This window comes from Streptomyces viridosporus T7A, assembly GCF_008704515.1.
In the GTDB taxonomy this organism is placed as follows: domain Bacteria; phylum Actinomycetota; class Actinomycetes; order Streptomycetales; family Streptomycetaceae; genus Streptomyces; species Streptomyces viridosporus.
Window position 1 is genome coordinate 6,082,967 of record NZ_CP023700.1, and the last position, 25,666, is coordinate 6,108,632.

Sequence of the window (25,666 nt, forward strand, 5' to 3'; positions counted from 1 at the left end):
GAGCCGCGTGCCCCGGTTCAGTGCGCGTCGTTCGGCGGCGCCGCGCCCGGTGACGGGGGAGCGGGACGCTCCAGAGCGGAGCGGAGCGCTGCCAGCCTCCTGTGCAACTCCGGGTCGTGGGCCGGCTCCGGGATCCGCAGCGGGTGCGGGAGAGCCGACCGGAGTCCGGGGGAGCCGGGCAGGCCCGCACGCGCCGCACCGGCCAGGACGTGCAGGAAGACCCCGGCCCGCGCGCCGTCGTCGGGGGCGGGTGGTGTGGGGCCGCCGAGGAGGTTCCAGGAGAGCAGGCGGCGGACCGCCAGCAGGGTCGGCCACAGCCGGTCGGCGGTGCCGGTGGAACGGATCTCCTCGGCGGGCACCGAGGCGTGCATGGTCCACAGGTCCGCCGTTCGCTGCCAGGCGGTCCCCTCGGACACGGCGTGGGCCGTCCCCGTGCGCAGGCGTTCCCGCACGGCCGGCCCCGTCGCCGACACGGCCGCCGAGACGGCGGCGCACACCCGGCGCAGCGGCACACCGCGCACCAGCAGCAGGGCGGCGGCCATGCCGAGACACATGCCGAGGGTGAGGTCGAGCAGCCGGTACGCGGCGAGCGGCCCCAGACCCGGTCCCGAGACGAGGGCGGCGTTGACGAGCAGCAGCGCGACCGGGGTGTTCAGCAGGGTGCGGGCGAGGAGGGAACCGGGGGGCAGGGCGCGCGAGACCCCGTGCACGACCGTGGCCAGGGCCACGGTCGCCCACACGCCGGGCCGGTAGACCTGGGCGACCAGAACCGTGACCACCACCCCGGCCACCGTCCCGACGAACCGTGAGCCGACGCGCTGCGAGGGCTGCTGACCGGGTCCGCCCTGGAGCGCCGCGGCCGCTCCCACCGCCACCCACGCCGGGTGCATCAGGGGGAGCGCCCAGCCCAGGACGGTGCCCACCGCGACGGCGAGCCCGACCCGCAGGGCGACCGTCGGGGCGGGGGAGGCGGAGGACAGCACGAGACGCAGTTCGGTGCCCAGGCTCTTGCGCGGCGGCAGCGGCGCCGGCCAGAGCGCGTGCACGGACTCCGGGAGCGCCGGTGACGCCGGTGTCCGGTCACCGGCCCCGCCCGGCGACCAGGCGGCCCCGACCCCTGTCTCGACGGGCCAGGACGCCGGTGTCCGGCCCGCCCTCACCGTCGCCGCCGCGCCCCGGAGCCAGGGGCCCCATGCGGCCGGTACCGGCTCGCCGCCCCGCTCCGCCGCGTTCTGCACCGTGTCGAGCACGACCTCCAGCCGGAGCATGAGGGCGTGGAGCGCCAGCCGCCGGGGAGCCGGCGCAGTGCGCCGGCCCAGGGCGTCGTCGAGCGCCGACCAGGTCGCGTGCACCGCCGTGTAGGCGCTCCGCTGGGCGGTGGTGGTGTCGCCCGGCGGGTGCCCGGCCGCGGCCCGGCGGGTCGCGTCCGCGAACGCCGCGACCGACCGGAAGGCGGCCGCGACCGAGCGTTCCTCGGGGCCGTACGGCCGCACGAGCCGGCCCGACATGGCGGACAGCCACGACGCGGACGCACCGAGGGCGACGTAGCCGGCCCGGGTCGCCGTCTCCGCGAGGTCCACCGGAGGCAGGAAGGCCGCCAGGGCGGAGACCAGGACGACGAAGTAGCTGCCCGGCCCGCTCAGATGGAGCGTCCGGACGACCAGGGTGGCCGTGACCGCGACGACGGCGAGCACCGCCGTCATCGCCCACGCGTCTCCCGCGGCCAGTGAGCCCGCCGTGAACGCCAGGACGAAACCCCCGCAGAGCAGGGCGAGGACCGGGCCCCGCCGGGGGTAGGGGTCCCGGGCGCCGTAGGCGTCGACGTAGCAGCCGATCGCGGCGAACACCCCGTTGCCGATGCCGGCGACCGCCGTGACGACGCCGAAGCAGAGCCCGAAGGCCAGTGTCGACCGGACGGCGCGCCACCGGTCGAGCGCGGGCAGCGCGGCGCGCCACCGGTGCGCCTTTCGGGTGATCGCCGTGATCACCACAGGGTCTGGGCGACGGCCGCGCCCGTGAACGACAGGGCGAGCCCGAGGGCGACCGTCACCAGCAGGTAACTGGCGGCCTGGGCGACCCGCAGGGAACTGGCCGTGGACATGAGCTCGTTGGAGAACGTGGACCAGGTGGACAGGGCGCCGCAGAACCCCACCGAGAGCAGTGCCTGCCCGGTGCTGCCGAGCGCGCCTTCGGTGCCGGCCTCGACCAGGAAGCCCAGGACCAGGGACGCGGCCATGTTGGCGAGGAAGGTGCCCCAGTGGAACGCGGACGGCAGGCGTGCGCGCGCCGCCTCGCCGATCAGGTAGCGGGCCGGTGCGCCGATCGCGCCGCCGACGAGGACCAGGAGCCATTCACCCATCAGGCGGCCCTCCCCGGCGCGGTCGCCGTGCGCCGCGGACGTGTCAGGACGATGCGTGCCAGGGCCACGCCGAGGGCGACACCCGCCAGGGCTCCGGCCGCGGTCAGGACGAGGTAGCCGATGGCGGCGGCCGCCTGGTCGTTCTCGAACAGCCTGCGGGCGTCGTCCGTGTAGGACGAGAACGTGGTGAAGCCGCCGAGGACGCCCGTGCCCAGGAAGGGGTTCAGCAGCCGGGGGGAGCGGGTGAACCGCTCCTTCAACGCGACGGTCAGCACTCCCATGAGGAAGCAGCCGACGACGTTGATCACCAGGGTCGTCCAGGGGAAGGCGGCCTCTCCGGTCCGCCAGACGGCATGGGCGTCGCTGCCGTTGCGCCACAGGCGGGAGACGCCGTAGCGCAGGAGGGCGCCCACCGCCCCACCCGCCGCCACGACCGCGACCACGGGCCACCGCGTGCCGGGCGTGTGGTCCGGGTGCGGGTGGAGATGTGTACCTCCCATAAGGTGCATATCGTCACATTAGTGTTCCGGCGATGACGCGGCGCTGGACGCATCACCCTCGTTCCTCCCCATCCGGCGAAGGAGTGCGTGTGGCTTCCCAGCTCACCGAGGCCGCCCCCGTGTCCACGCAGGGCTCCCTGAAGGACACGGCTCTCGGCACCCTGCGGGGCGTGGGCCAGGTCGACTTCCAGGCCAGTGTCCTGACTTCGTTGGTCATCCTGGCCGCCCTGTGGGTGGAGAGCTGGGAGATGGGGCTCTTCGCCACCCTCGGCGCGGTGGTGTCGACCCTCACCGCACGCCTCCTGGCCGTCCCGCACGACACCCTGACCCAGGGGCTGATGACCTACTGCGGCGTGCTCGGCAGCATCGCCATGGTGGTGTACCTCGGCAACCACCCGTCGACGTACGTCATGGCGGTGGCCGCCGCCGTCATGTGCACCCTGGTGACCGCGACCCTCAACCGCCTGCTCAACCCCTTCGGGCTAAGGGCGTTCACCGGACCGTTCTGCCTCGTCGCCCTCGTGATGGTCCTGGGGGCCCCTTCGTTCGAGCGCGTCTGGCACGGGACGCCGGAGACCGCCGTCACCCCGGCGACCCCCAGGAGCCCCGTCGTCAGCTGGACCGACCTGTGGCAGGGCTTCTTCACGAACGTCTCCCAGATCTTCTTCGCCGGGACCTGGTACGTCGGGCTGATCATGCTGGTCGGCCTCTTCCTGGCCGGCTGGAAGGTGGGCGTGTTCGCCGTGGTGGGCAGCGTCGTCGGTCTCCTCACGGCGTGGGCGCTCGGTGCGCCCGCCGTCCTGATCGGCGAGGGGATCTACGGCTACAACGCCGTCCTGACGAGCCTGGCGTTCGGCGTCGTCCTGCTGCGCCCCACCGCGTGGAACTACGGCTTCACGGTGCTGGCGGCCGCCGCCAGCACGGCCCTGACGGCCTCCCTGTCGGTGCTCTTCGAGACCTTCGGCAGCCACACCTTCACCTGGCCGTTCAACATCACGACCTGGGCGCTGCTGGCGGCCGTGCCCTTCCTGCCGCGCATCACCCCCCTGGCCGACGACTCCTAGGCCCGTCCGCCCCGAGAGCCGGGCCCGCACCCATTCACCGAGGAAGGCGTTGCCCCATGAACCTGGCCCCCCGAGAGATCGACAAACTGCTCGTGTACGTCGTGGCCGACCTGGCCCGCAAACGCCGTGAGCGCGGACTGAAGCTCAACTACAGCGAATCGGTGGCGCTCATCACCGAGGCCATCCTCGAGGCGGCCAGGGACGGCAAGAGCGTCGCCGACTGCATGGAGCTGGGCCGGAACGTGGTCGACGAGGACAGCACCATGCCGGGCGTGCGGGAGATGCTGCCGCTGCTCCAGGTGGAGGCGACCTTCGACGACGGCAACAAACTCGTCTCCTGCCACGACCCGGTCGGCGGCTGAGCCGTGTCCCCGGGCGAGGTGGTCGCGGTCGGCGGGCACGAGAGCGACGGCGGACGGGCCCTGCGCGGCCTGCTGGGCCCCCGGGTCTCCTGTGTGTCCGGCGGACGCGAACTGTTCCGGCGCGTCAGCGCGTTGCGCGCCCGGGGCGAGCCCGTCTGCGTGGTGCCGATGACCCTGGGCAGGGACCCGGAACTGGTCGCCGACGCCGCCCGCACCCTGCTGGCCCTCTCCGCCGAGGACCGCGCCGGGACCGTGCTGGCCGAGCCCTTCGGCACCGCGGACCACCTGGTCGGCTGGCTCCGCGCGGCGGCCTCGCGGGTGGCCGCGGACAAGGCGCTGCTGGTCACCGCCCCGTCGGGCGACCCGTTCGTCGACGCGGACCTCTTCCGGATCGCACGCCTGGTACGGCAGTACGGCCGGCACCGCACGGTCGAGGTCGCCCTGATCGGGGGCGACCCGGACCCGGCCGAGGGCGTACGGCGCTGCCGCGCCCTCGGCGAGCGGCGTGTCGTCCTGCTCCCGGCCGCATGGGTGACGCCGCGGGTCCCCGACCCCGAACACTGCGAGCCGGGCGGGCCGTTGCTTGCGGCGCCCGCTGTGGCGGGCGTTCTCGACGCACGGGTGCGCGAGGCGTGGGAGCGGCACGACCGGCTCGGCGACGACGGCCTGTCCCGGGGGCTCCGGGCGGCCCACGACCACGGTCACGCCCACACCCACGGCCCGGGCGGCCACGCCCACACCCACGGCCCGGGCGACCACGCCCACGGGCCCCCGCACACCGACGAGTCGCACGGCTCCCACGGACCGCACGGCCCGCACACCCACGTCCACGGGACGCACCACGACCCCCGCACGCACCCCCACGGGCCGGACGGCGCGGCGGCCTCGCACCGCGGCCACCGCGCCCCCTACGGCCACCCGCCCCCGCACCACCGTGCCGACGCCGTCGCGCACCGGGGTGCCGATCCGCACCTCCTCCCCTCCCACAGGAGTCCTCGATGACGCTTCCCCCGCGCTACCAGTACGGCGACGGCCCGATCGAGATCAACGCCGGCCGGCGGACCGTCAAGGTCACCGTCCGCAACACGGGCGACCGGGCGATCCAGGTCGGTTCGGACTACCACTTCTTCGAAGTGAACTCCGCCCTCGAATTCGACCGCGACATCGCGCTCGGCATGCACCTCAACATCGCCGCCGGCACCGCCGTCCGCTTCGAACCCGGCGGCACCCACGAGGTGGAGCTGTGCACGTACGCGGGCACCGGGCGCCTGCACGGCTTCAGCGGCCTCCTCAACGGCAGCGTCAAGTCGCACCCCGCCCGGGTCGAGGCCGTCAGCCGGGCGCTGCGGCGCGGATTCCGCGGAGCGGGCCAGGAGGGGGACGGGGAGCACGGGACCGGTGACGCGGCCGGCAAGTCGGGCTCGGGCAAGTCCGGTGCCAAGAAGAACACGAAGAAGGGATCCCACTGACATGCCGACCCTCTCCCGCAAGCAGTACGCCGACCTGTTCGGCCCCACGGTGGGCGACCGGTTCCGGCTGGCCGACACCAACCTCGTCGTCGAGGTCGAGAAGGACGTCCGCGAGGGCACGTACGGCGACGAGGTGGTCTACGGCGGCGGCAAGACCATGCGCGACGGCATGTCCTCCGACCCGCAGGCCACCGCCGCGCAGGGCGCCCTCGACCTCGTGATCACCAACGTCGTGGTCATGGACCCGGTGGTCGGCGTGGTCAAGTGCGACATCGGCGTCAAGGACGGCTTCATCGCGGGCATCGGCAAGGCCGGCAACCCGCAGACCCAGGACTCCGTCGACCCCCGGCTCGTCATCGGCACCGGTACGGAGGTCATCGCCGGCGAGCACCTGATCGCGACCGCCGGGGCCATGGACGCGCACGTCCACCTCATCACCCCCCAGCAGTGCCAACAGGCCCTCAGCAACGGCATCACCACGCTGTTCGGCGGCGGCACCGGGCCGACGGACGGGACCAACGGCACGACCTGCACCCCCGGCCCCTACAACCTCGCCCGCATCCTGCAGGCCGCCGAGGACCTGCCGGTCAACCTCGGCGTCATGGGCAAGGGCAACGGCAGCCTGCCCGGCGCCCTGGACGAGCAGATCGAGGCCGGTGCCGCCGCCCTCAAGGTCCACGAGGACTGGGGCTCCACCCCCGCCGTCATCGACAACGCGCTGGCGGTCGCCGACCGGCACGACGTCCAGATCGCGATCCACACCGACACCCTCAACGAGGGCGGCTTCTTCGAGGACACCCGTTCCGCGATCGACGGCCGCACCATCCACACCTTCCACAGCGAGGGCGCGGGCGGCGGCCACGCCCCCGACATCCTGCGGGTCACCGGCGAGCCCAACGTCCTGCCGTCCTCCACCAACCCCACGCTCCCGTACACCAAGAACTCCGTGGACGAACTGCTGGACATGGTGATGGTGTGCCACCACCTCAGCCACGGCATCCCCGAGGACGTGGCCTTCGCGGACAGCCGGGTGCGCGCGGAGACCATCGCGGCCGAAACGGTTCTGCACGACCGGGGCGTCATCAGCATGATCTCGTCCGACTCCCAGGCCATGGGCCGCATCGGCGAGTCCGTCACCCGCGCCTTCCAGATCGCGCACGTGTGCAAGGAGGCCTTCGGGCCGCTGCCCGAGGACTCCGAGCGCAACGACAACCGGCGCGTCCTGCGCTTCCTGGCCAAGGTCACCATCAACCCGGCCATCGCCAGCGGCATCTCGGACTACGTCGGGTCGATCGAGCCGGGCAAGCTCGCCGACATCGTCCTGTGGCCGATGCACTCCTTCGGCGCCAAGCCGAAGATGGTCATCAAGGGCGGCATCGTCTCCTGGGCGCAGATGGGCGACCCCAACGCCTCGCTGCCCACCCCGCAACCCGTCTACTACCGGCCGTCGTTCGGCCACTACGGGCGCGCCATGCAGGCGACGCACGTCACCTTCATGTCGCAGGCCGGCATCGCGGCCGGAGTGCCCGAGAAGCTCGGCCTGGAACGGAAGGTGCTCCCGGTGCGCAAGACCCGCACCATCGGCAAGCACAACATGATCCGCAACGACGTCGTGCCGAAGATCGAGGTCGACCCGGAGACGTACAAGGTCACGTTGGACGGTGAGGTCGTGACCATCGACCCCGCCCAGAAACTCCCCCTCAACCAGCTGTTCTTCCTGGTCTGAGCGCATGTACCGCGACGAGACCGCCGAGCCGGGCGGGTCCGCCCGGGGCACCGAGGCACCCGACACGGACCTGGGGCACCTCCTGGTCAGCCTCCAGTTGACCGACTCGGCGTTCCCCAGTGGTTTCTACACCCTGTCCCACAGCCTTGAGGGCTTCGTCCAGGAGGGAGCCGTCGACCGCGGCTCCCTCCCCGCGCTGCTCCACGACCTCCTCAGGCACGGCGTCGGCCCGTCCGACGCCACCGCGCTGGCCCTGGCCCACCGGGCCGCCGCGGCGGGGGACTGGGCGGCGGTGGCCGCGACGGACCGGCGGCTGCACGCCACGAAGCTCAACCGCGAGATGCGGCAGGCCGCCACCCGGACCGGGCGCCAACTGCTGGACCTCGCCGCCGAGGTCTTCGGCACACCCGGGATCGCCGGCTACCACCGGACGGTGACGGCCCGTCGGGCGCCGGGCACGCAGGCCGTCGCCGCCGGGGTCGTGTACGCGGAGACCGGGGTGCCCGTGCGCCAGGCCGTCGCCGCCGACCTGTTCGCGTTCTGCGCGAGCTTCGCCGGCGCGGCGCTGAGACTGCGGCTGACCGACCACCGCCTGGCCCAGGTCCTGCTGCGGCGGACGGCCCCGGTCATCGAGGAGACCACGCGTCAGGCACTGACCCGGGGCCTCGACGACCTCGGGGCGACCACCTTCGCCGCGGACGTCATGTCCGCCCGCCACGAGCGGGCCGAGGCCCGCCTCTTCGCCAGCTGACCGCCCCGTTACCGGGAGGAAGAGAACATGCGAGACAACGTCCTGCGCGTCGGGATCGGCGGTCCCGTCGGGTCGGGGAAGACCGCCCTCATCGAGGCGCTCGTCCCGATCCTGATCAAGCAGGGCCACCGGCCCGGCGTGATCACCAACGACATCTACACCCAGGAGGACGCCCAGCACGTCCGCCGCACGCTCGAGGGGGTGCTGGAGGGCGAACGCGTCGTGGGCGTGGAGACGGGGGCCTGCCCGCACACCGCCGTGCGCGACGACCCGACGATGAACCTGGCGGCCGGCGCCGAGATGCTCGAACGCTGCCCCGACATCGACGTCCTCCTCTACGAGAGCGGCGGCGACAACCTGACCCTCACCTTCAGCCCGGCCCTGGTGGACGTGTTCGTCTTCGTCCTGGACACCGCCGAGGGCGAGAAGATGCCGCGCAAGCGGGGACCGGGCATCACCGACTCGGACCTGCTGGTCATCAACAAGATCGACATCGCCCGCTACGTGCGCACCGACATCGACGTCATGGAGTCCGACGCCCACCGGGTGCGCGGCGACGGACCGGTGGTGCTGACCGACTGCCTGACCGGCAAGGGCGTCGACGAGGTCGCCGCCTTCCTCGAGTCCCGGCGCAAGGTGCTGATCTGACGTGCCGGCCGTCCGCGACCGGCTCGTGCCGGAGTACTACGAGCCCGTCCGGCTCCCGCCGGAGCTGGCCGCGTTCTCGGCGGCGCCCGAGACCCTCGGCCCGGGTTCGCCGGCCAAGGTCGGCATCCTCGACCTCGGGTTCGCCCTCCGCGGGGACCGGACGGAACTGGTCGAGCGGTACCAGAAGTCACCCCTGGAGATCATGCGCCCGCTCTACGTCGACCCGGCGCTGCCCGGCATGGCGTTCACCTACGTGATGGCCACCGGCGGCGGCATCGCCCAGGCCGACCGCTACCGCCAGGACCTCCGGTGCGGCCCGGGAACCCGGGTCCTGTTCACCACGCAGGCGGCCACCAAGGTCTACCGGATGGAGCAGGACTACGCGACGCAGCGCGTCCACCTGACCGCGGCCGACGGCGCCTACGTCGAGTACCTGCCCGATCCGCTGATCCCCTTCGCGGGGGCGCGCTTCCACCAGGGCGCGGTGCTGACCGTCGACGAGAACGCCACGGTGGTGTACGGGGAGACGGTCACGGCGGGCCGGATCGCCCGGGGCGAGCGGCACGAGTACACCGTGCTCACCAACGACCTGGAGATCCGCCGGCCCGACGGGACGCTGCTGGCGGTGGACACCCTGCGGCTGCGGCCGGAGCGGCCCGGCGGGGTGAGCGGACCGGGCGTCTTCGCCGGGCACGACCACGTCGCCTCGCTGTTCGTGGTGAGCGGCCGGCGCCCCGCCGCCGAGATCGCCGACACCCTGCACCGGGCCCTGACGGACCGTGAGGTGCTGCACGGGGCGAGCGTGCTGCCGGACGACTGCGGGGCCTGGGTGCGGATCCTCGCCCGTGAACAGCCCCGCGTCGCCGACGCCGTCCGCGCCGCGTGGGACGCCGTGCGGCGGCTGCTCATCGGTCACCCCGCCCCCGACCTGCGCAAGCCGTAGCGTGCGCCCGACGCGATCAGGAGACCATGCCCGTGATCACCGCACCCGCCCCCATGCCGCCCGGCTACGACTCCGGCGACACCGCCTGGATGCTGGCCGCGACCGCCATGGTGTTGCTGATGACCCCCGCCCTCGCCTTCTTCTACGGCGGCATGGTCCGCACCAAGCACATCCTGGTGATGCTCAAGATGAGCTTCGCCTCGCTGTGCTTCGTGAGCATCCTCTGGTACATGGTCGGTTACTCGCTGGCCTTCGGCCCGGACGTCGGCGGCGTCGGCCTCATCGGCAACCTGGACCACGCCTTCCTGTGGGACATCGAGCCGAACACCCTGACCGGGTCCATCCCCACCTACGTCTACACCACCTTCCAGATGGGCTTCGCCATCGTCACGGTGGCGCTGATCAGCGGGTCCATCGCCGGCCGGGCCACGATGCGGGGGTGGCTGGTCTTCTCGGTGCTGTGGCTGCTGATCGTGTACGTGCCGGCCGCGCACTGGGTCTTCGACACGGAGGACGGCTGGATCACGAAGCACCTGGGGGCGCTGGACTTCGCCGGCGGGCTGCCGGTGGAACTCAACTCGGGCATCGCCGGGCTGGCCACGGCCCTGGTCATCAGGGGCCCGGCGGACTTCCGGCGCAAGGAGCCGAGGCCCAACAACATCCCCCTGGTCATGATCGGTGTGGCCCTGCTCTGGTTCGGCTGGCTGGCCTTCAACGCCGGCTCGGCCGTCCGTGACACCGGCACCGCCGCCACGGCCCTCATCAACACCCAGCTCGGCGCGGCCGGAGCCATGGTCACCTGGCCGCTGGTGGAGTACTGGCGCACCCGCAGGGTCACCATGATGGGCGTGGGCTCGGGCGCGGTGGCCGGCATGGTGGCCATCACCCCCGCGTGCGGCGAGATCGACCCCACCGGCGCGCTGGTGACCGGGCTCGTCGCGGGTGCGGTCTGCGCGTACGCCGTCACCCTCAAGTACCGCCTGAACGTGGACGACACGCTCGACGTGGTCGGGGTGCACGGCGCGGGCGGCCTGGTCGGGCTGATCATGGTCGGCCTGTTCGCCACGGCCCAGGTGAGCGGCAAGGAAGGACTCTTCTACGGCGGCGGCCTCTCCCTGCTCTGGCGGCAGGTCGTCGCCATCCTCGCCGTCGCCGCGTTCTCCTTCGTCATGACCTGGATCATCGCCAAGGTCGTCGACGTCGTCATCGGCTTCGCGGAGAAGGAGACGTACGCCGCGGTCCCGGGCCAGGACGAGGAACGCGCCTACGACCTGCGCACCGCCGAACGCCTGGACGCCCTGACGGCCGGTGGCCGGGGCCCCGACCGGGAGACCCTGACCGAGATCCAGCGGCTCCTGCAGGACCGCCGGGAGAGCTGAGGGGTTCCGGCACGCGCCCCGCACGCGCCACGGCCGGCGGACGGGCGCGCCGGCCGCCCGAAGCCGCCGCGGGACAGCGGAAGGCCACCTTCCGCTCCGGGCTCCACCGCTGTCCGGCCGTGGCCGCGGGGGACGGCCACGTCACCGCGCGGCGGGACGGCCGGCGGCTTCCGGGACCGTCCGCGCCGCGGCGGGCACGGAAGGCGACGACGGGAGAGAACGACGGAAGGCGACGGCGGAAGGCGGTGACGGGGGGGGGAACGGACGAGGGCGGGCCGCGGGTCCGGCGCGCCGCCCGTGCACGGGCTACGCCGCCGTGCCGGCCTCGCTGATGTCCTTGTGCAGATGGTCCATCAGGTCGCCCATCTCACCGGTCCCGGGGGACGAGGGGGCCGCCCGCCGGGCGGCGCTGCGCAGCCAGTCCGTCGTCGCCAGGGCGAGCCGCGCCGCGTCCTGCGGGTGCCGTTCGAAGAGGAGTTCGTCGATGCGGTAGGAGATGTCGCTGAGCGTCTCCTCGTCGGTCTCCGGCGGCAGGACGCCCTCCAGCCCGGCGGGAAGCGGCTCCTCGGCACGGGACGAGCGCAGGGCCTCGACGACCCCGGCGTCGTCGCTGTACCGGTCGAGGATGCCCGTCAGCACGACCAGCCGTGCGGTCAGGCGCGGAAGGCCGGGGTGGCGGTCCAGCCACTCCAGCAACCGGAGTTCACCGCCCAGGTGTTCGGTGACCGTGTACAGCCGTTCCTTGGCCCTCGGCGACAGGGACCAGCCCAGGGGGAGGACCTCGGCGACCTCCTCCGCGAGCCGCGGCTCCTGCGCGGGGTCCAGCGTGCCGTCGGCGAACCGGAGGACCCTCTCCTCGTCCAGGCCGAACGTGTCCGGCCCGACCCGGTGCCGCGTGGGACGCGAGGCGCCCGGCCGCCGGTGCAGCAGGTGACCGGCGAGCTTGCTGAGCGGCTTGTCGTGCACGGATCCTCCCGGCGGACCGCTGTGGTGACGTCTTCCCGGCCGACGAGTCCCCTGCCGGGACGGCCGCCGGCTGCGGCCCCGTTCCCCGCGTTCGACGACGGCTGCACCCCCACTGTGCCCTCGGGCGTGCGCGGGCGCGCGCCCGGTGACCCGGTCGGGCGACGGCCCGCGCGGCGGCCCTGTCGCCGGACGTGCTCCCGGCGCGTCCACCCGGCCGGTGCGGTTCAGCGCGGCCCCTGCAGCAGCGCGAACCGCGCCCCCTCCCGGTCCGCCACCGTGGCGACGCGGCCGTGGGGGGAGTCGCGGGCCGGTGTGAGGATCCGGCCGCCCAGGTGCCGGACGTGGTCGACCGCGTCGTCCGTGTCGGTCACGGTGAAGTACGTCGTCCAGTGCGGCCCCCGGTCCCGGGGCACGGCGCGGCCCACCCCTCGGACGCCGGCCACGGGGCGGCCGTCCAGGCGCAGGGTGATGTGGTCGAAGTCCGCGGAGACCTCCGGCTCCTCGTCGTAGCCGAACACCGTCTCGTAGAACTTGGCGACGGTCTGCGACTCGAAGGTCGTCAGCTCGTTCCAGGCGGGGGTGCCGGGGACGCCGGTGACGGAGGTGCCGAGAGGGTCGGCGGCCTGCCAGACGCCGAAGACGGCGCCGCAGGGGTCGGAGCAGATCGCCAGCCTCCCGGCGGCGGAGACGTCCAGCGGGCCGACCCCGACCGTGCCGCCGCGGGAGCGCACCGCCTCGGCCGTCGCGTCCGCGTCGGCCGAGGCGAAGTAGGGCGTCCACGCGACCGGCAGGTGGCGGTCCGGCGGCAGCAGGCCGATACCGGCCACGTCGTGTCCGTCGAGCAGGGCGCGCACAGAGGGGCCGAACGGTTGGGGGCCGGGCCGGAACTCCCAGCCGAACAGCGCTCCGTAGAACTCCTCGGTCGCGTCCAGCGAGCGCACCATCAGGCTCACCCAGCAAGGTGTGCCGGGCGCGTGCGGCGTTCCGCCGTTCGGGCGGGCGGCCCCCCGTGCGTCGGTCATCGTCACTCTCTCCTCGGCCGCCCTCACGGCGGCCGTGCTCTTCTCGACCCCGGAGGGGGGCCGTGCCGCGTCCGCTCCGCGGACCGTCCCCGCGCCCGCGCGACGGTGTCTGCTCCCGGAGGATGCCCGATGCGCGGGCCCTCGTCCTCTTCGGCGCGCTGGCCGACGGGTGTCGATCGGTTGTACAGCATGTGCCCGATCCCGTACGCCTCGTGACCGGAGCTGCTCGGCCGAGCAGAGTAGCCGGACCGGGACGACTCGGCCACCCCGTGCGCGAGGATGGGGTCATGAACGCCACCATCTCCGCATCCGAACTCGCGCGGGAACTGACGGCCGGGAACCCGCCCGTCCTGCTCGACGTCCGCTGGCAGCTCAGCCTGGCCAAGGCGACCGGTGAGCCGCCGTTCGACGGACGGGCCGCCTACCGGGCGGGACACCTTCCCGGCGCCGTCTTCGTGGACCTGGACGGGGAGTTGGCCTCCGCGCCGGGTGAGCGCGGACGCCATCCGCTGCCCGACCTCGCAAAGTTCGGCGCCGCGATGCGCCGGGCGGGCGTGTCGTCGGGAACACCGGTGGTCGTGTACGACGGGGGCATGGGGTGGGGGGCCGCCCGCGCGTGGTGGCTGCTGAGGTGGACGGGTCACCCGGACGTGCGGGTCCTCGACGGCGGGTTGCCGTCCTGGGAGGGGCCGCTGGAGACGTCGGAGCCGTCCCCGGCCGAGGGCGACTTCATCCCCGTGCCGTCGGCGACCGGGCTGCTCGACGCCGACGGCGCGGCGGCGCTGGCGCGCTCCGGGGTGCTGCTGGACGCACGCGCGGGGGAGCGGTACCGGGGCGAGGTGGAGCCGATCGACCGGGTCGGCGGGCACATCCCCGGCGCGGTCTCGGCGCCCACGACGGAGAACGTCGGCCCGGACGGCCGTTTCCTGCCCGCCGGGGAACTGCGCGCGCGTTTCGAGGAGTTGGGCGTGTCCGAGGACGTGCCGGTCGGTGTGTACTGCGGCTCCGGGGTCTCCGGGGCCCACGAGGTGCTGGCGCTGGCGGTCGCGGGCATCCCGGCGGCGCTGTACGTCGGCTCCTGGTCGGAGTGGTCCTCGGACCCGGAGCGGCCGGTCGCGGTGGGGCCCGACCCGCAGTGACCGGGAACGGGAAGGGGGCGCTCACCGCGCGGTGAGCGCCCCCGGGTCCGTCGTCCGCACCCGCCGCCCGTACGGCGGCAGCGCACGGAACCGGGCCGCTCCCGTCCTCCGGGCTACTCCTGCTTCTTGCGGCGCGTCCCGAACACGATCTCGTCCCAGCTCGGCACCGCCGCACGGCGGCCCGGCCGGACGCCGTCCGCCTCGGCCTGACGGTCGGTGGCACCGATGAGGCGGTCCCGGTGACTGCCGACCGAACGGGGCATCAGCACGTCCGCGTAGGCGGAGCCGGCCGAGGCCGCGGGGGCCGGCGGCTCCTCCGCCTCGGACTCGGAGTCGGGCTCCTCGGAGTCGGGCTCGGGCGTCCGCTCGGGGACGACCAGGTCGCCCCGGAAGCTGGGCACCGCCTCCAGCAGGCTGGTCAGCGAGTCCCGTTCGCCCGAGGCCGTGACCGCCGTGGACTCCTCGGCGGGCTCGGACGCCTGTGCGGGCAGGTTCGGCCGCTCGCGGTCGCCGGAACGGTCGCGCGGCAGCCGGGCGATGCGCGGGACGAACGGGAAGCTGGGCTCGGGCGCGGCGAGGTCGTCGGACTCGCCGATCAGCGAGCGCGCCTCGTCGTCGACGGCCTGGACGAGCCGCCGGGGCGGGTCGTAGGTCCAGCTCGCCGAGTGCGGTTCCCCCGCCACCCGGTAGACCAGCAGCACCTCCCAGGTGCCGTCGTCGCGGCGCCAGGAGTCCCACTGGACGGTGTCCTTCTCCGCGCCGCGCAGCAGCAGCCGCTCCTGGACGGCCTCGCCGAGCGGGGGGCCGGAGTTCTCGCCGGGGCGGCGGACCGGGGTCTTGCGGGCGCGCTCGGCCATGAAGGCGCGCTCGGCGAGGACGGGGCCCTCGAAGCGGCGTACGCGGTCCACGGGGATGCCGGCCATCTGCGCGACCTCCTCCGCGGTCGCGCCGGCCCTTATGCGCGCCTGGATGTCGCGGGGGCGGAGGTGGCTCTCCACCTCGATCTCGATCTGGCCGAGGCGGGGACGGTCGCCGCGCACGGCGGCGCGGAGCCGTTCGTCGATCGGAAGCGTGTACTCCGTGCTGTCCGCAGCCTTCAGCACCAGCCGTGTGCCGTCATTCGAGACGGCCACGACACGCAGTTCGGGCATGGGGACCTCCCGGGTGGTGCCTGCCGACGTCACGTGCGTCGCTGCTTCCGCTAGTCGAGTGTGGCCTGCCCGGGTGCAGCCTGCCACAACCTTGCCGAGTTGCCCGGCGTGTCGGGCGCGGGCCCTGGATCGCCGTTATGGCACGGTTACCTGTTCGCAACGCTAAGTGACCAACTGCGTCACCCTGTGCAACTAGCCCCCTCCCGGCGGTCCTCGGGGACCCGGGCACCCTGACGGGAGACCGGACCCAGGGCTCGCCACAGTACTCCATTCGGGCCACGTGCGTGGATGGGCGCGCCGACCGACTTCTGGCGAGGGGTCGGACTTGGCCGCCGTTGCCCAACTGTCCGTATCTCGAACGTGGGAAATTTCACCCCACCACCAGAAACGGAACCTGTGATTTCGCTCGTACGTCCCTTTCTCGTACGGTTGATCGCTCACATTCGGGAAAAAGCGAACAAGGTCCAGTAATGCGCGGAAAGTCGGAAGGTGCGGGAGAGTCGAGTGTCCCGGAGGAGGGGAAACGGCGGCGGGTCGAGCTGAGCGTGCCGCAGGTCGCGGGCAGTGCCGCGGCCACGGTGCTGGGCGCCCAACTCGCCTCGTCCTTCGGTGTCTACGGGACGATCCTGGGGGCCGGCGTCGTCAGTGTCGTCGCCACCTGCGGCGGAACGCTCTTCCAGCACTTCTTCACGCGCACCGGTGAGCAGGTGCGGGGGGCCACCGCGAGGGCCGGGCGGACCGGCGAGCGGACGCCGCCCGCGCCCGGGGAGTTCACCGAGGGCACGGTGTACCGGGCGAAGCGCCGGGCGGGAGCCGGGAACTGGAAACGGCCGGTGGCCGCGGCGTTCCTCGTCTTCGCGGTCGCGATGACCGGGATCACCGCCTACGAGCTCGCCTCCGGCCGCAGCCTCAGCGGCGAGCGGGGCACCACGGTCGGTGACGCGGTCTCCGGGTCCTCCGGCTCCACCGGGCGGGACCCCGGCCCCTCCGACGGGGAGTCCGGGACGTCCGGGCCCTTCGAGGATCCCGACCGGGACGAGCCGGCGCCCACCCCGACCGGCATCCCCGGCGTTCCCGAGGGGACCGGCCCCACCGACGGCGCCTCTCCCGAGGGGACGTACGGCCCGGTGCCGTCGCCGGAGATCACCGGAACGGAGGACCCCGGCGTCACGAGCCCGGACCCCGGCACGTCCCTCACGCCCCCAGGACCCTCCGCAGATGGTCGTTCCGAAACCGGCGCTCCGGGTCGAGACGGTCCCGCAGTGCCGTGAACTCGGCGAAGCGCGGATACACCCGGGAGAAGTACGCGGCGTCCCGGGTGTGGATCTTCCCCCAGTGGGGTCGCCCCTCGTGCGCGGTGAAGATGCGTTCGGCCGCGGTGAAGTACCCCTGATAGGGGGTGCCCCTGAACATGTGGACGGCGATGTACGCGCTGTCGCGCCCGGACGCCGTGGACAGGGTGATGTCGTCGGCCGGGGCGGTGCGCACCTCGACGGGGAAGCTGACCCGCAGGGGGGAGCGGTCGACCATCGCCTTCAGCTCGCGCAGCGTCTCCACCAGGGCCTCGCGCGGGACGGCGTACTCCATCTCCACGAAGCGCACCCGGCGCGGTGAGGTGAACACCTTGTAGGGGATGTCGGTGTAGGTCCGCGCGGACAGCGCCCTGCTGGAGACCTGCGCGATGGCCGGGACGGCCGCGGGCACCGCGCGGCCGACCCAGTTGACCACCTGGAAGACGCCGTTGGAGAGGAACTCGTCCTCGAACCATCCCCTGAGCTGCGGCACCGGCCGTTCGGGCCCCGCGCTGCGGTTGTTGCGCTTGGTGTTGGTGTTGCCGGTGTGCGGGAACCAGTAGAACTCGAAGTGCTCGTTCTCGGCGTGCAGTTGGTCGAACTCGGCGCAGACCCGGTCGAAGGGCATCGGCTCCTCGCGGGCGTGGAGCAGGAAGATCGGCTCCACCGCGAAGGTGATCGCGGTGACGATCCCGAGGGCGCCGAGGCCGATGCGGGCGGCGGCGAAGACCTCCGGGTTCTCCTCCCGGGAGCAGGTGAGCACCGAACCGTCGGCGGTGACCAGTTCCAGGCCCCGGATCTGGGCGGCGAGGGAGGCGGAGTCGCGGCCGGTGCCGTGGGTGCCGGTGCTGGTGGCCCCGGAGACCGTCTGCTCCATGATGTCGCCCATGTTGGCCAGCGACAGGCCCTCGCGCGCGAGGGCCACGTTGAGCCTCCTCAGCGGAGTGCCGGCCTCGACCGTGACGGTGCCGGCCTCGCGGTCGACGTCGCGTATGCCGGTCAGCAGGTGGGGGCGGACCAGCACGCCGTCGGTGGCGGCTATGGAGGTGAAGGAGTGCCCGGTGCCCACCGGCTTCACCGTCAGGCCGTCCTCGGCGGCCCGGCGCACGGCGGCGGCCAGTTCGTCGACCGAGGCGGGCGTGACCTCCCGGGCGGGACGGACGCGGACGTTGCCTCCCCAGTTACGCCATGTGCCGTTCCTCGCGCTCGCTGTGCTGCCCAACGGAGCCTCCCCGACCCGGAGCCGGCCGCTTGAGCCGGCGGTACCCGAGGAAACCGACCACGACCGCGACGGCCCCGGACACCGCCGGGACCCCGTACCCCGCCCGCGCCCCGGCCGCGTCGATCACCCAGCCGGCCACGGAGGAGCCGAGCGCGACACCGACCGCGAGCCCGGTGCTCACCCAGGTCATCCCCTCGGTGAGCTGCGCTCGGGGTACGTGCTCTTCGATGAGGGACATCGTCGTGATCATCGTGGGAGCGATGGACAGACCCGCAACGAACAGCGCCACGGCCAGAAACGGCAGGTTCCCGACCAGTAGGAGGGGGATCATACTCACGGCCATCGCACACACGCCCAGCAGCCACCGGCGTTCCGCCGCCCCCGCGAAGCGCAGCAGCCCGAACACGACGCCCGCCGCGCAGGAGCCCAGCGCGTACACGGAGAGCACCACACTGGCCGCGGCCTTGTGCCCCTCCTCCTCCGCGAAGGCCACGGTGACCACGTCGACGGCCCCGAAGATCGCCCCCGTCGCCACGAACGTCGCGACCAGGACCTGCAGGCCGGCGGAGCGCAGCGCGGTGCCGCCGCCCGAGCGCTCGCGCGGATGGGGCGCGGGTTCGGTGGCGCGCTGCTCGGTCAGCCAGAAGACGCCGACCGCGAGGAAGCACGCCGCGAGCAGCGGACCGGCCTCCGGGAACCAGGCGGTGGACAGCCCGATGGAGATGATCGGCCCGAAGATGAAGCAGATCTCGTCCACCACGGACTCGAAGGAGTACGCGGTGTGCAGGCGCGGGGTGCCCCGGTACAGGGCGGCCCAGCGGGCCCGGACCATCGCGCCGACGCTCGGCACGCAGCCGATGCCGGCGCAGCAGACGAACAGGACCCAGTCCGGCCCGTCGTGGTGCGCGGCCAGCAGCAGCCCCGCCGCGGCGACGAGCGAGATCAGCGTCGCCGGGCGCAGCACCCGCCGCTGCCCGTACTGGTCCACCAGACGGGAGACCTGCGGGCCGGCCACGGCGGCGGCCAGCGCGATGGTGGCCGCCAGGGCACCGGCCAGGCCGTAGCGTCCCGTGAGCTGGGAGACCATGGTCACCACGCCGATGCCCATCATGGACAGCGGCATGCGGCCGAGGAACCCCGCGGCGGAGAAGGCCTTGCTGCCGGGAGCGGCGAACAGGGCGCGATAAGGGCTGGGCACGGGAGCTCCGAAGGTCTCAGTAAGGTGCGACCGCAGTCGGTACAGCTTACTGGTTAGGTCACCCTAACGCACCCGGAAAAACCGCCCCGCACCCCGCCCTTCCCCGGCCGTCGGCGCCGAGTGGCAGGATCGAGACATGTCTGACCTGCTCGATGCCACCCCCTATGACGCCCTGCTCCTGCTCTCCTTCGGCGGCCCCGAAGGCCCGGACGACGTGGTCCCGTTCCTGGAGAACGTCACGCGCGGACGCGGCATCCCCAAGGAACGCCTGAAGGAAGTCGGGCAGCACTACTTCATGTTCGGTGGGGTCAGCCCCATCAACGACCAGAACCGTGCCCTGCTGGACGCGCTGCGCAAGGACTTCGCCGACCACGGCCTGGACCTGCCGGTCTACTGGGGCAACCGCAACTGGGCGCCGTACCTCACCGACACCCTGCGCGAGATGGTGCGGGACGGCCACCGCCGCATCCTCGTCCTGGCCACCAGCGCCTACGCCTCGTACTCCGGCTGCCGCCAGTACCGCGAGAACCTCGCCGACGCGCTCGCGGCCCTGGAGTCGGAGGGCCTGGAGCTGCCGAAGCTCGACAAGCTGCGGCACTACTTCAACCACCCCGGCTTCCTGGAGCCCATGATCGACGGGGTGATCCGGTCGCTCGCCGACCTCCCCGAGGAGGTCCGGGACGGGGCGCACCTCGCCTTCTGCACCCACTCGATCCCCACCTCCGCCGCCGACACCTCCGGCCCGGTCGAGGAGCACGGCGACGGCGGCGCCTACGTCCGGCAGCACCTGGACGTGGCCCGGCTGATCGCCGACGCCGTCCGGGAGCGCACCGGCGTGGACCGCCCCTGGCAGCTCGTCTACCAGTCCCGCTCCGGCGCCCCGCACATCCCCTGGCTGGAGCCCGACATCTGCGACCACCTCGAGGAGCGGCACGCGGCCGGGGCCCCGGCCGTGGTGATGGCCCCCATCGGCTTCGTCTCCGACCACATGGAGGTCATCTACGACCTCGACACCGAGGCCAGCGCCAAGGCGGAGGAGTTGGGCCTGCCGGTGCGCCGCTCGGCGACCGTCGGCGACGACCCGCGGTTCGCCGCCGCGATCCGCGAGCTGGTCCTGGAGCGCGCCGCCACCGAGCGCGGGCAGGACGTCACGCCGTGCGCCCTGGGCGCGCTGGGCGCCAGCCACGACCTCTGCCCGGTCGGCTGCTGCCCGGCCCGCACCCCGCACCCCGCCGCCGCGGGCGCCGACAGCCCCTACGCATGAGGAGCCCCGTGACCGACCCCCTGCACGCGGAACTGCTCCACCTCGCCCGCGAGGCGGCACGGCGCGCGGGCGAGCTGCTGCGGGACGGCCGACCGGCCGACCTGGCGGTCGCCGCCACCAAGTCCAGCCCGATCGACGTCGTCACCGAGATGGACCTCGCGGCCGAGAAGCTGATCACCACGCTGATCGCCGAGCGCCGTCCGCAGGACGGCTTCCTCGGCGAGGAGGGCGCCACCAGCGAGGGCACCAGCGGCATCCGCTGGGTGATCGACCCGCTCGACGGCACGGTCAACTACCTGTACGGCCTGCCCACCTGGGCCGTCTCCATCGCCGCCGAGCAGGACGGCGAGACGGTGGCCGGAGCCGTCGCCGCCCCGATGCGGGGCGAGGCCTACCACGCGGTGCGCGGCGGCGGCGCCTGGGCCACGGGCGCCTGGGACGGCGAGCGCAGGCTCACCTGCCGGCCCGCACCGCCCCTGGACCAGGCCCTGGTCTCGACCGGCTTCAACTACGTCGCCGGGGTCCGCACCCACCAGGCCGACGTCGCGCAGCGGCTGATCCCCCTGCTGAGGGACATCCGGCGCGGCGGTTCGGCCGCGGTGGACCTGTGCGACGTGGCCGCGGGCCGCCTCGACGGCTACTACGAGCGCGGACTGCACCCCTGGGACCTCGCCGCAGGTGACCTGATCGCCCGCGAGGCGGGCGCGCTGACCGGCGGGCGCCCCGGCCGGCGCCCGTCGTGGGACCTCGCGGTCGCGGCCGTCCCGGGCGTCTTCGAGCCCCTCCAGCGGCTCCTGGAGGACTTCGGGGCCTGGCACGACTAGAACCGCGGAGCACGGGCCACCGGCCCCGGCACGGGCCCACAGGTCCCCGGCACGGGCCCACCGGCGCCGCCGCCCCGGAGGGGACGAAGCGGAGAAGGGGAACAGGAGGGCGGACGAACAGGAAAGCGGGCCCCGGCGCAGGATCCGCCGGGGCCCGCTTCCCACGGGCTGATCAGACGCCGGACGCGCCGACCTCCACGCCATGCTCGGCGGCGAGGCGGCGCAGGTCGTCGAGCTCGCCCTGCTCCACCTCGACGAGGAAGTCGTCGCCCTCGTCACGAGCCCGCGTCAGGTCGGACTCGGTCGCCTTTATGCGCTGCAGAAGTCCTGCGGTGAATGCGTCCATGCTGCGCCCCCTCGTCCTGGGTCGGTGGGTCGGTGGCACGGGGGTGTGCCGTTCGGAAGGGATGATCACGTCTGAAGCGGATGCCCGGTCCCGCACGGCCGGAGGCGACGGTGCCGGGCATCCACGCCCGCTCTGCGGAAGCAATTCGATGCGTACCGCATGGTGGTGCGGTACGTGCAGAGCGTGATCGCGGGATGTAAGACCCGTCCTCCCCAAGCTGCCTTCCGGGGAAACCTCACCGCGCGAGAAAATCTTGTATTCGCGTCCCGTTCCCCCGGACGTCTCCCGGCCCCGTACCTCTTCGCCACCGTGCCCGCGCCGGTCGCCCACTTGCCTTACCGCCGACTTATGGACGGAAAAGGCAGGATGGAGGCCGACACACCCACGGCATCCCTGCAGGCGTGCGCCCACCGGCGCCGCCCGGCAGGACATGAGGAAGGACAAGCGACGTGCGCGTACTCGTCGTCGAGGACGAGCAACTGCTCGCCGATGCGGTGGCCACCGGACTGCGCCGGGAGGCCATGGCCGTCGACGTCGTGTACGACGGTGCGGCCGCCCTGGAGCGCATCGGCGTCAACGACTACGACGTGGTGGTCCTCGACCGCGACCTCCCGCTCGTGCACGGTGACGACGTCTGCCGCAGGATCGTCGAGCTCGGCATGCCCACGCGCGTACTGATGCTCACGGCGTCCGGTGACGTCAGTGACCGCGTCGAGGGGCTGGAGATCGGCGCCGACGACTACCTGCCCAAGCCCTTCGCGTTCAGCGAGCTCATCGCACGCGTGCGGGCCCTCGGACGGCGTACGAGCGTGCCGCTGCCGCCCGTTCTGGAGCGCGCCGGGATCAAGCTCGACCCCAACCGCCGCGAGGTCTTCCGCGACGGCAGGGAGGTCCAGCTCGCGCCCAAGGAGTTCGCCGTCCTGGAGGTGCTCATGCGCAGCGAGGGCGCGGTCGTCTCCGCGGAGCAGCTGCTGGAGAAGGCCTGGGACGAGAACACCGACCCCTTCACCAACGTGGTGCGGGTGACCGTGATGACCTTGCGCCGCAAGCTGGGCGAGCCGCCGGTCATCGTGACCGTGCCCGGCTCCGGTTACCGGATCTGATGAACGATGGCTGCCACCCCCGCGCCCCCCACCGCGCCCCCCAAGCCCACCTGGGACCCGAGGAAGCCGGAGCCGCCCTTCCCGTGGCTGCGTCCGACCATCCGGATACGTCTCACGCTGCTGTACGGCGGCATGTTCCTGATCGCCGGCATCCTGCTGCTGTCGATCATCTACCTGCTGGCCGCCCAGGCCCTGCACGACGGCAGCGGCCAGTCCTTCAAGGTGATCGGCACCAACATAACCATCACCAGCGAGACCTGCCCGCAGTTGCAGGGCGCGACCGACAACAGCCAGCTCAACGAGATGTTGAAGCAGTGCAACGCGGTGCAGCGCCAGCACGCCCTGGACGACCTGCTCAGCCGCTCCCTGGGGGCCCTGCTGGGCCTCGCCGTCATCGCCTTCGCCTTCGGCTACGCCATGGCGGGCCGCGTGCTGTCGCCGCTGGGCCGGATCACCCGCACCGCCCGTGCGGTGGCGGGCTCGGACCTGTCCCGCCGGATCGAGCTGGACGGCCCGGACGACGAGCTGAAGGAGCTGGCCGACACCTTCGACGACATGCTGGAGCGGCTCGAGCGGGCGTTCACCGCCCAGCAGCGCTTCGTCGGCAACGCCTCGCACGAGTTGCGCACCCCGCTGGCGATCAACCGCACGCTCCTGGAGGTGCACCTCTCCGACCCGACCGCGCCGGTGGAGCTCCAGCAGCTCGGCAAGACCCTGCTGGCCACCAACGAGCGCAGTGAACAGCTCGTCGAGGGCCTGCTGCTGCTCGCCCGCAGCGACAACCAGATCGTCGAGCGCAAGGCCGTGGACCTCGCCGAGGTGGCCTCCCAGGCCATCGACCAGGTGCACGCCGAGGCGGAGGCCACGGGCGTGGAGATCCGCTCCAGCAGTGAGCCCGCGGTCGTCCAGGGCAACGGCGTGCTGCTGGAGCGGGTCGCCCTGAACCTGGTGCAGAACGCCGTGCGCTACAACGTGCCCGAGGGCGGCTGGGTCGAGGTCACCACCCGGGTCCAGCACGGCCAGGCGGTCCTGGAGGTGTCCAACACGGGCCCGGTCGTGCCGGCGTACGAGATCGACAACCTCTTCGAGCCGTTCCGGCGGCTGCGCACCGAGCGCACCGGCAGCGACAAGGGCGTGGGACTCGGGCTGTCCATCGTCCGGTCGGTGGCCCGGGCGCACGGCGGGCACGTCTCGGCCCGCCCGCGCGAGGGCGGCGGGCTGGTGATGCGCTTCACCCTGCCCGTCTGAGACCATGCCGTCGACACACGGGGATGTTCGCTTCGCGCGGAATTCTCGGACCACCTTCCGGACGTTCTCGTGTGTGATCGATCACACGGGCGATTTTCCGGCCATCTACTCTCCGTGATCATGCGACCCGTGGAAAGGCCGGGAAAATCCCGGTTTTCAGGTCCCCTGATCACGGGAAGTACAGGGTGAGGCGGCTTTGAAGTGCGGCATTCGGACCGTGTACGGTCCCCTTCGCCATCCAAGCCGATCACTCATGAGGAGTCCGGTTGGGTGTCGATTGAGTAACAGACCTTGATGTGAGGCAAAATCTCCGCCTCAGGTCGGGCACAAGTCCGGCCTCTCACGCGTTACGTGCGCTGGAGACACCGCAGACACCCAGAGGGGGAGAGCGACATGGCAACCGATTACGACACTCCACGCAAGACCGACGACGACGTCGACTCGGACAGCCTCGAAGAACTGAAGGCCCGCCGGAACGACAAGTCGGCCTCCGCCGTGGACGTCGACGAGTTCGAGGCCGCCGAGGGCCTCGAACTGCCCGGGGCGGACCTTTCGAACGAGGAACTGGCCGTCCGGGTACTTCCCAAGCAGCAGGACGAGTTCACTTGCATGAGCTGCTTCCTGGTGCACCACCGCAGCCAGCTGGCCCGCGAGAAGAACGGCCAGCCGATCTGCCGCGACTGCGACTGAGGAGGGGTCGGCCGTGACTGGCTCGACCCCTCCCCGGAAGCGCCGCTTCCTCCAGAGGGGAGCGGACAAAGGGCCGCAGGACGGCCCGCAGCACGACACGCGTGACGACGAGCGGGGCTCAACCGGTACCGGGGCGGCCTCGCTCGAATCGGCAGTCGACCGGGGTGACCTCCCGGTGTCCGTGGAGGTCACCGCCCCCGTGGCCCGTCGGCGGGCCGCGGCGTTCCGGGAGAAGGCCAGGGAGGGCGCCCGCAAGGGCGGTGCCCGCGCGCGTGCGGGGCTGGCGCACCTCGCGGACCGGATCGTCGAGATCGCCCCGCGCGTGCCCGTACGGGACCTGGGGACGCTGCGCGACCAGTTCCCCGGACTCGGCCCGGAGGAGCTCGCCGACAAGCTCGTGGCGGGAGCCACGAGGGCCACGGCGACCGTCGGGGCCGGAGTCGGTGCGGCGGCGATGCTTCCCGTGCCGCCCGCGATACCGGCGGAGCTGGCCGCCGAGATCACCGGCGTCGCGGCGATCGAACTCAAGCTGATCGCCGAACTCCACGAGGTCTACGGCGTACGGCCGGCCGGCGGCCTCACCCAGCGCAGCACCGTGTACCTGAACTCCTGGTCGCAGGAGCGCGGGATCGAGGCGACGAAGCCCTCGACCGTGAGCGCGGCGATGAACAGCCGCATGAAGCGCGAACTGCGCCAGCGGATCATGAAGCGCACGGTCCGCAACCTGCCGAACCTGATGCCGTTCCTGGTGGGAGCCGCCGTCGGCGCGGTCATGAACCGCCGGGACACCAGAAAGCTCGCCGACCGCGTCCGGACGGACCTGCGCAGGATCCAGGTGCCCTGGGACGCGCTGCCCGCGCTGCCCGCCCTGGAGCGGCCCGCGGACGCCCTGGACGTGGACCGCCTTCCCGAGGACGCCCTCAAGGAGCTCGGCGGCCGCACCGCAAGGACGAGGAAGGGCGAGGGGCACGGGAGAGCGTGAGGCGCCTCCCGGGTGAGG

The 25,666-nt window shown here is 72.8% G+C and carries 26 protein-coding genes; 17 read left to right on the forward strand and 9 right to left on the reverse strand.

The window, feature by feature from the left end; translation table 11 throughout:
• Nucleotides 1-17: 17 nt before the first annotated feature.
• The 3 genes from CP969_RS28075 to CP969_RS28085 are packed head-to-tail and all read right to left on the reverse strand — an operon-like array spanning nt 18 to nt 2,868.
• Nucleotides 18-1,988, reverse strand: a complete 1,971-nt coding sequence (locus tag CP969_RS28075) for an FUSC family protein (protein ID WP_223887114.1) — start codon at nt 1,986-1,988, stop codon at nt 18-20.
• Nucleotides 1,985-2,359, reverse strand: a complete 375-nt coding sequence (locus CP969_RS28080) for a fluoride efflux transporter FluC (RefSeq protein WP_016824354.1) — start codon at nt 2,357-2,359, stop codon at nt 1,985-1,987. Before CP969_RS28080 ends, CP969_RS28075 begins: the two co-directional genes overlap by 4 nt.
• Nucleotides 2,359-2,868: a fluoride efflux transporter FluC gene (locus CP969_RS28085; protein WP_004982487.1), complete on the reverse strand. Its 510-nt coding sequence runs from the start codon at nt 2,866-2,868 to the stop codon at nt 2,359-2,361. Before CP969_RS28085 ends, CP969_RS28080 begins: the two co-directional genes overlap by 1 nt.
• A gap of 80 nt (nt 2,869-2,948) precedes the next feature.
• Here CP969_RS28085 and CP969_RS28090 point away from each other — a divergent pair, with 80 nt between their 5' ends.
• The 9 genes from CP969_RS28090 to CP969_RS28130 are packed head-to-tail and all read left to right on the forward strand — an operon-like array spanning nt 2,949 to nt 11,201.
• Entirely contained in the window at nt 2,949-3,923 is a 975-nt protein-coding gene (locus tag CP969_RS28090) for an urea transporter (protein ID WP_016824352.1), read from the forward strand.
• 56 nt (nt 3,924-3,979) lie between these two features.
• On the forward strand, nt 3,980-4,285 hold the full coding sequence (locus CP969_RS28095; RefSeq protein ID WP_004982483.1) for an urease subunit gamma: 306 nt from the start codon (nt 3,980-3,982) through the stop codon (nt 4,283-4,285).
• Between the two features lie 3 nt (nt 4,286-4,288).
• Nucleotides 4,289-5,287, forward strand: coding sequence for a hypothetical protein (locus tag CP969_RS28100; protein WP_016824351.1), 999 nt, complete (start codon nt 4,289-4,291; stop codon nt 5,285-5,287).
• Nucleotides 5,284-5,754, forward strand: coding sequence for an urease subunit beta (locus tag CP969_RS28105; RefSeq protein WP_004982480.1), 471 nt, complete (start codon nt 5,284-5,286; stop codon nt 5,752-5,754). Before CP969_RS28100 ends, CP969_RS28105 begins: the two co-directional genes overlap by 4 nt.
• Nucleotide 5,755: 1 nt before the next feature.
• Nucleotides 5,756-7,480, forward strand: coding sequence for an urease subunit alpha (gene ureC, locus CP969_RS28110; RefSeq protein WP_016824350.1), 1,725 nt, complete (start codon nt 5,756-5,758; stop codon nt 7,478-7,480).
• Nucleotides 7,481-7,484: 4 nt separating this feature from the next.
• The gene (locus CP969_RS28115; RefSeq protein WP_016824349.1) at nt 7,485-8,231 is read left to right on the forward strand and encodes an urease accessory protein UreF; all 747 of its coding nucleotides are present in this window, start codon (nt 7,485-7,487) and stop codon (nt 8,229-8,231) included.
• A 27-nt stretch (nt 8,232-8,258) separates the two neighbouring features.
• The gene (ureG, locus tag CP969_RS28120) at nt 8,259-8,879 is read left to right on the forward strand and encodes an urease accessory protein UreG (RefSeq protein ID WP_004982473.1); all 621 of its coding nucleotides are present in this window, start codon (nt 8,259-8,261) and stop codon (nt 8,877-8,879) included.
• A gap of 1 nt (nt 8,880) precedes the next feature.
• On the forward strand, nt 8,881-9,822 hold the full coding sequence (locus tag CP969_RS28125) for an urease accessory protein UreD (protein WP_016824348.1): 942 nt from the start codon (nt 8,881-8,883) through the stop codon (nt 9,820-9,822).
• Between the two features lie 32 nt (nt 9,823-9,854).
• Complete coding sequence (locus tag CP969_RS28130; RefSeq protein ID WP_026084817.1) at nt 9,855-11,201, forward strand: ammonium transporter; 1,347 nt, start codon at nt 9,855-9,857, stop codon at nt 11,199-11,201.
• A gap of 306 nt (nt 11,202-11,507) precedes the next feature.
• On the opposite strand, the gene CP969_RS28140 is transcribed toward CP969_RS28130, so the two are convergent.
• Both CP969_RS28140 and CP969_RS28145 read right to left on the reverse strand, forming a co-directional pair.
• Complete coding sequence (locus CP969_RS28140; protein ID WP_016824346.1) at nt 11,508-12,167, reverse strand: hypothetical protein; 660 nt, start codon at nt 12,165-12,167, stop codon at nt 11,508-11,510.
• A 224-nt stretch (nt 12,168-12,391) separates the two neighbouring features.
• Nucleotides 12,392-13,189 (reverse strand): VOC family protein, encoded by a 798-nt coding sequence (locus tag CP969_RS28145; protein WP_026084816.1) that lies wholly within the window; start codon nt 13,187-13,189, stop codon nt 12,392-12,394.
• A gap of 287 nt (nt 13,190-13,476) precedes the next feature.
• Here CP969_RS28145 and CP969_RS28150 point away from each other — a divergent pair, with 287 nt between their 5' ends.
• Nucleotides 13,477-14,328, forward strand: coding sequence for a sulfurtransferase (locus CP969_RS28150; protein WP_016824344.1), 852 nt, complete (start codon nt 13,477-13,479; stop codon nt 14,326-14,328).
• Nucleotides 14,329-14,441: 113 nt separating this feature from the next.
• Here CP969_RS28150 and sepH read toward each other — a convergent pair whose 3' ends face one another.
• Nucleotides 14,442-15,479, reverse strand: coding sequence for a septation protein SepH (gene sepH / locus CP969_RS28155; protein ID WP_016824343.1), 1,038 nt, complete (start codon nt 15,477-15,479; stop codon nt 14,442-14,444).
• Between the two features lie 470 nt (nt 15,480-15,949).
• On the opposite strand from sepH, the gene CP969_RS28160 reads away from it, so the two are divergent.
• On the forward strand, nt 15,950-16,750 hold the full coding sequence (locus CP969_RS28160; protein ID WP_026084815.1) for a hypothetical protein: 801 nt from the start codon (nt 15,950-15,952) through the stop codon (nt 16,748-16,750).
• Here CP969_RS28160 and CP969_RS28165 read toward each other — a convergent pair.
• Nucleotides 16,674-17,993, reverse strand: coding sequence for a D-arabinono-1,4-lactone oxidase (locus CP969_RS28165; protein ID WP_016824341.1), 1,320 nt, complete (start codon nt 17,991-17,993; stop codon nt 16,674-16,676). The two genes, CP969_RS28160 and CP969_RS28165, sit on opposite strands and share 77 nt — an antisense overlap.
• Nucleotides 17,953-19,191, reverse strand: coding sequence for an MFS transporter (locus CP969_RS28170; protein ID WP_016824340.1), 1,239 nt, complete (start codon nt 19,189-19,191; stop codon nt 17,953-17,955). Before CP969_RS28170 ends, CP969_RS28165 begins: the two co-directional genes overlap by 41 nt.
• A 136-nt stretch (nt 19,192-19,327) precedes the next feature.
• On the opposite strand from CP969_RS28170, the gene CP969_RS28175 reads away from it, so the two are divergent.
• Together CP969_RS28175 and CP969_RS28180 are read left to right on the forward strand one after the other, a co-directional pair.
• Nucleotides 19,328-20,455, forward strand: coding sequence for a ferrochelatase (locus tag CP969_RS28175; RefSeq protein WP_016824339.1), 1,128 nt, complete (start codon nt 19,328-19,330; stop codon nt 20,453-20,455).
• A gap of 8 nt (nt 20,456-20,463) precedes the next feature.
• Nucleotides 20,464-21,279 carry an inositol monophosphatase family protein gene (locus CP969_RS28180; RefSeq protein WP_004982448.1) on the forward strand — a complete coding sequence of 272 codons (816 nt, stop codon included), beginning with the start codon at nt 20,464-20,466 and terminating at the stop codon, nt 21,277-21,279.
• 172 nt (nt 21,280-21,451) lie between these two features.
• Here the strand turns inward: CP969_RS28180 and CP969_RS33320 are convergent, their stop codons facing one another.
• Nucleotides 21,452-21,625 (reverse strand): hypothetical protein, encoded by a 174-nt coding sequence (locus CP969_RS33320; RefSeq protein WP_016824338.1) that lies wholly within the window; start codon nt 21,623-21,625, stop codon nt 21,452-21,454.
• 449 nt (nt 21,626-22,074) lie between these two features.
• Between CP969_RS33320 and CP969_RS28185 the strand changes: the two genes are divergently transcribed.
• From CP969_RS28185 to CP969_RS28200, 4 genes are all read left to right on the forward strand, one after another.
• Entirely contained in the window at nt 22,075-22,728 is a 654-nt protein-coding gene (locus CP969_RS28185) for a response regulator transcription factor (protein WP_004982445.1), read from the forward strand.
• Between the two features lie 6 nt (nt 22,729-22,734).
• Nucleotides 22,735-23,976: a sensor histidine kinase gene (locus tag CP969_RS28190; protein ID WP_004982442.1), complete on the forward strand. Its 1,242-nt coding sequence runs from the start codon at nt 22,735-22,737 to the stop codon at nt 23,974-23,976.
• Between the two features lie 393 nt (nt 23,977-24,369).
• The gene (locus tag CP969_RS28195) at nt 24,370-24,666 is read left to right on the forward strand and encodes a DUF4193 domain-containing protein (protein ID WP_003993510.1); all 297 of its coding nucleotides are present in this window, start codon (nt 24,370-24,372) and stop codon (nt 24,664-24,666) included.
• 13 nt (nt 24,667-24,679) lie between these two features.
• Nucleotides 24,680-25,648: a hypothetical protein gene (locus tag CP969_RS28200; RefSeq protein ID WP_026084814.1), complete on the forward strand. Its 969-nt coding sequence runs from the start codon at nt 24,680-24,682 to the stop codon at nt 25,646-25,648.
• Nucleotides 25,649-25,666: the final 18 nt, after the last annotated feature.

Excerpts from the sequence above, each read along its gene's own strand:
- CP969_RS28080 (WP_016824354.1), bottom strand. The coding sequence starts at position 2,359 with ATGGGTGAATGGCTCCTGGTCCTCGTCGGCGGCGCGATCGGCGCACCG.
- ureC (WP_016824350.1), top strand. The coding sequence starts at position 5,756 with ATGCCGACCCTCTCCCGCAAGCAGTACGCCGACCTGTTCGGCCCCACG.
- CP969_RS28150 (WP_016824344.1), top strand. The coding sequence starts at position 13,477 with ATGAACGCCACCATCTCCGCATCCGAACTCGCGCGGGAACTGACGGCC.
- CP969_RS33320 (WP_016824338.1), bottom strand. The coding sequence starts at position 21,625 with ATGGACGCATTCACCGCAGGACTTCTGCAGCGCATAAAGGCGACCGAG.
- CP969_RS28195 (WP_003993510.1), top strand. The coding sequence starts at position 24,370 with ATGGCAACCGATTACGACACTCCACGCAAGACCGACGACGACGTCGAC.
- CP969_RS28145 (WP_026084816.1), bottom strand. The coding sequence starts at position 13,189 with ATGACCGACGCACGGGGGGCCGCCCGCCCGAACGGCGGAACGCCGCAC.
- CP969_RS28175 (WP_016824339.1), top strand. The coding sequence starts at position 19,328 with ATGTCTGACCTGCTCGATGCCACCCCCTATGACGCCCTGCTCCTGCTC.
- CP969_RS28105 (WP_004982480.1), top strand. The coding sequence starts at position 5,284 with ATGACGCTTCCCCCGCGCTACCAGTACGGCGACGGCCCGATCGAGATC.
- ureG (WP_004982473.1), top strand. The coding sequence starts at position 8,259 with ATGCGAGACAACGTCCTGCGCGTCGGGATCGGCGGTCCCGTCGGGTCG.
- CP969_RS28190 (WP_004982442.1), top strand. The coding sequence starts at position 22,735 with ATGGCTGCCACCCCCGCGCCCCCCACCGCGCCCCCCAAGCCCACCTGG.
- CP969_RS28095 (WP_004982483.1), top strand. The coding sequence starts at position 3,980 with ATGAACCTGGCCCCCCGAGAGATCGACAAACTGCTCGTGTACGTCGTG.
- CP969_RS28160 (WP_026084815.1), top strand. The coding sequence starts at position 15,950 with ATGCGCGGAAAGTCGGAAGGTGCGGGAGAGTCGAGTGTCCCGGAGGAG.
- CP969_RS28085 (WP_004982487.1), bottom strand. The coding sequence starts at position 2,868 with ATGCACCTTATGGGAGGTACACATCTCCACCCGCACCCGGACCACACG.
- sepH (WP_016824343.1), bottom strand. The coding sequence starts at position 15,479 with ATGCCCGAACTGCGTGTCGTGGCCGTCTCGAATGACGGCACACGGCTG.
- CP969_RS28115 (WP_016824349.1), top strand. The coding sequence starts at position 7,485 with ATGTACCGCGACGAGACCGCCGAGCCGGGCGGGTCCGCCCGGGGCACC.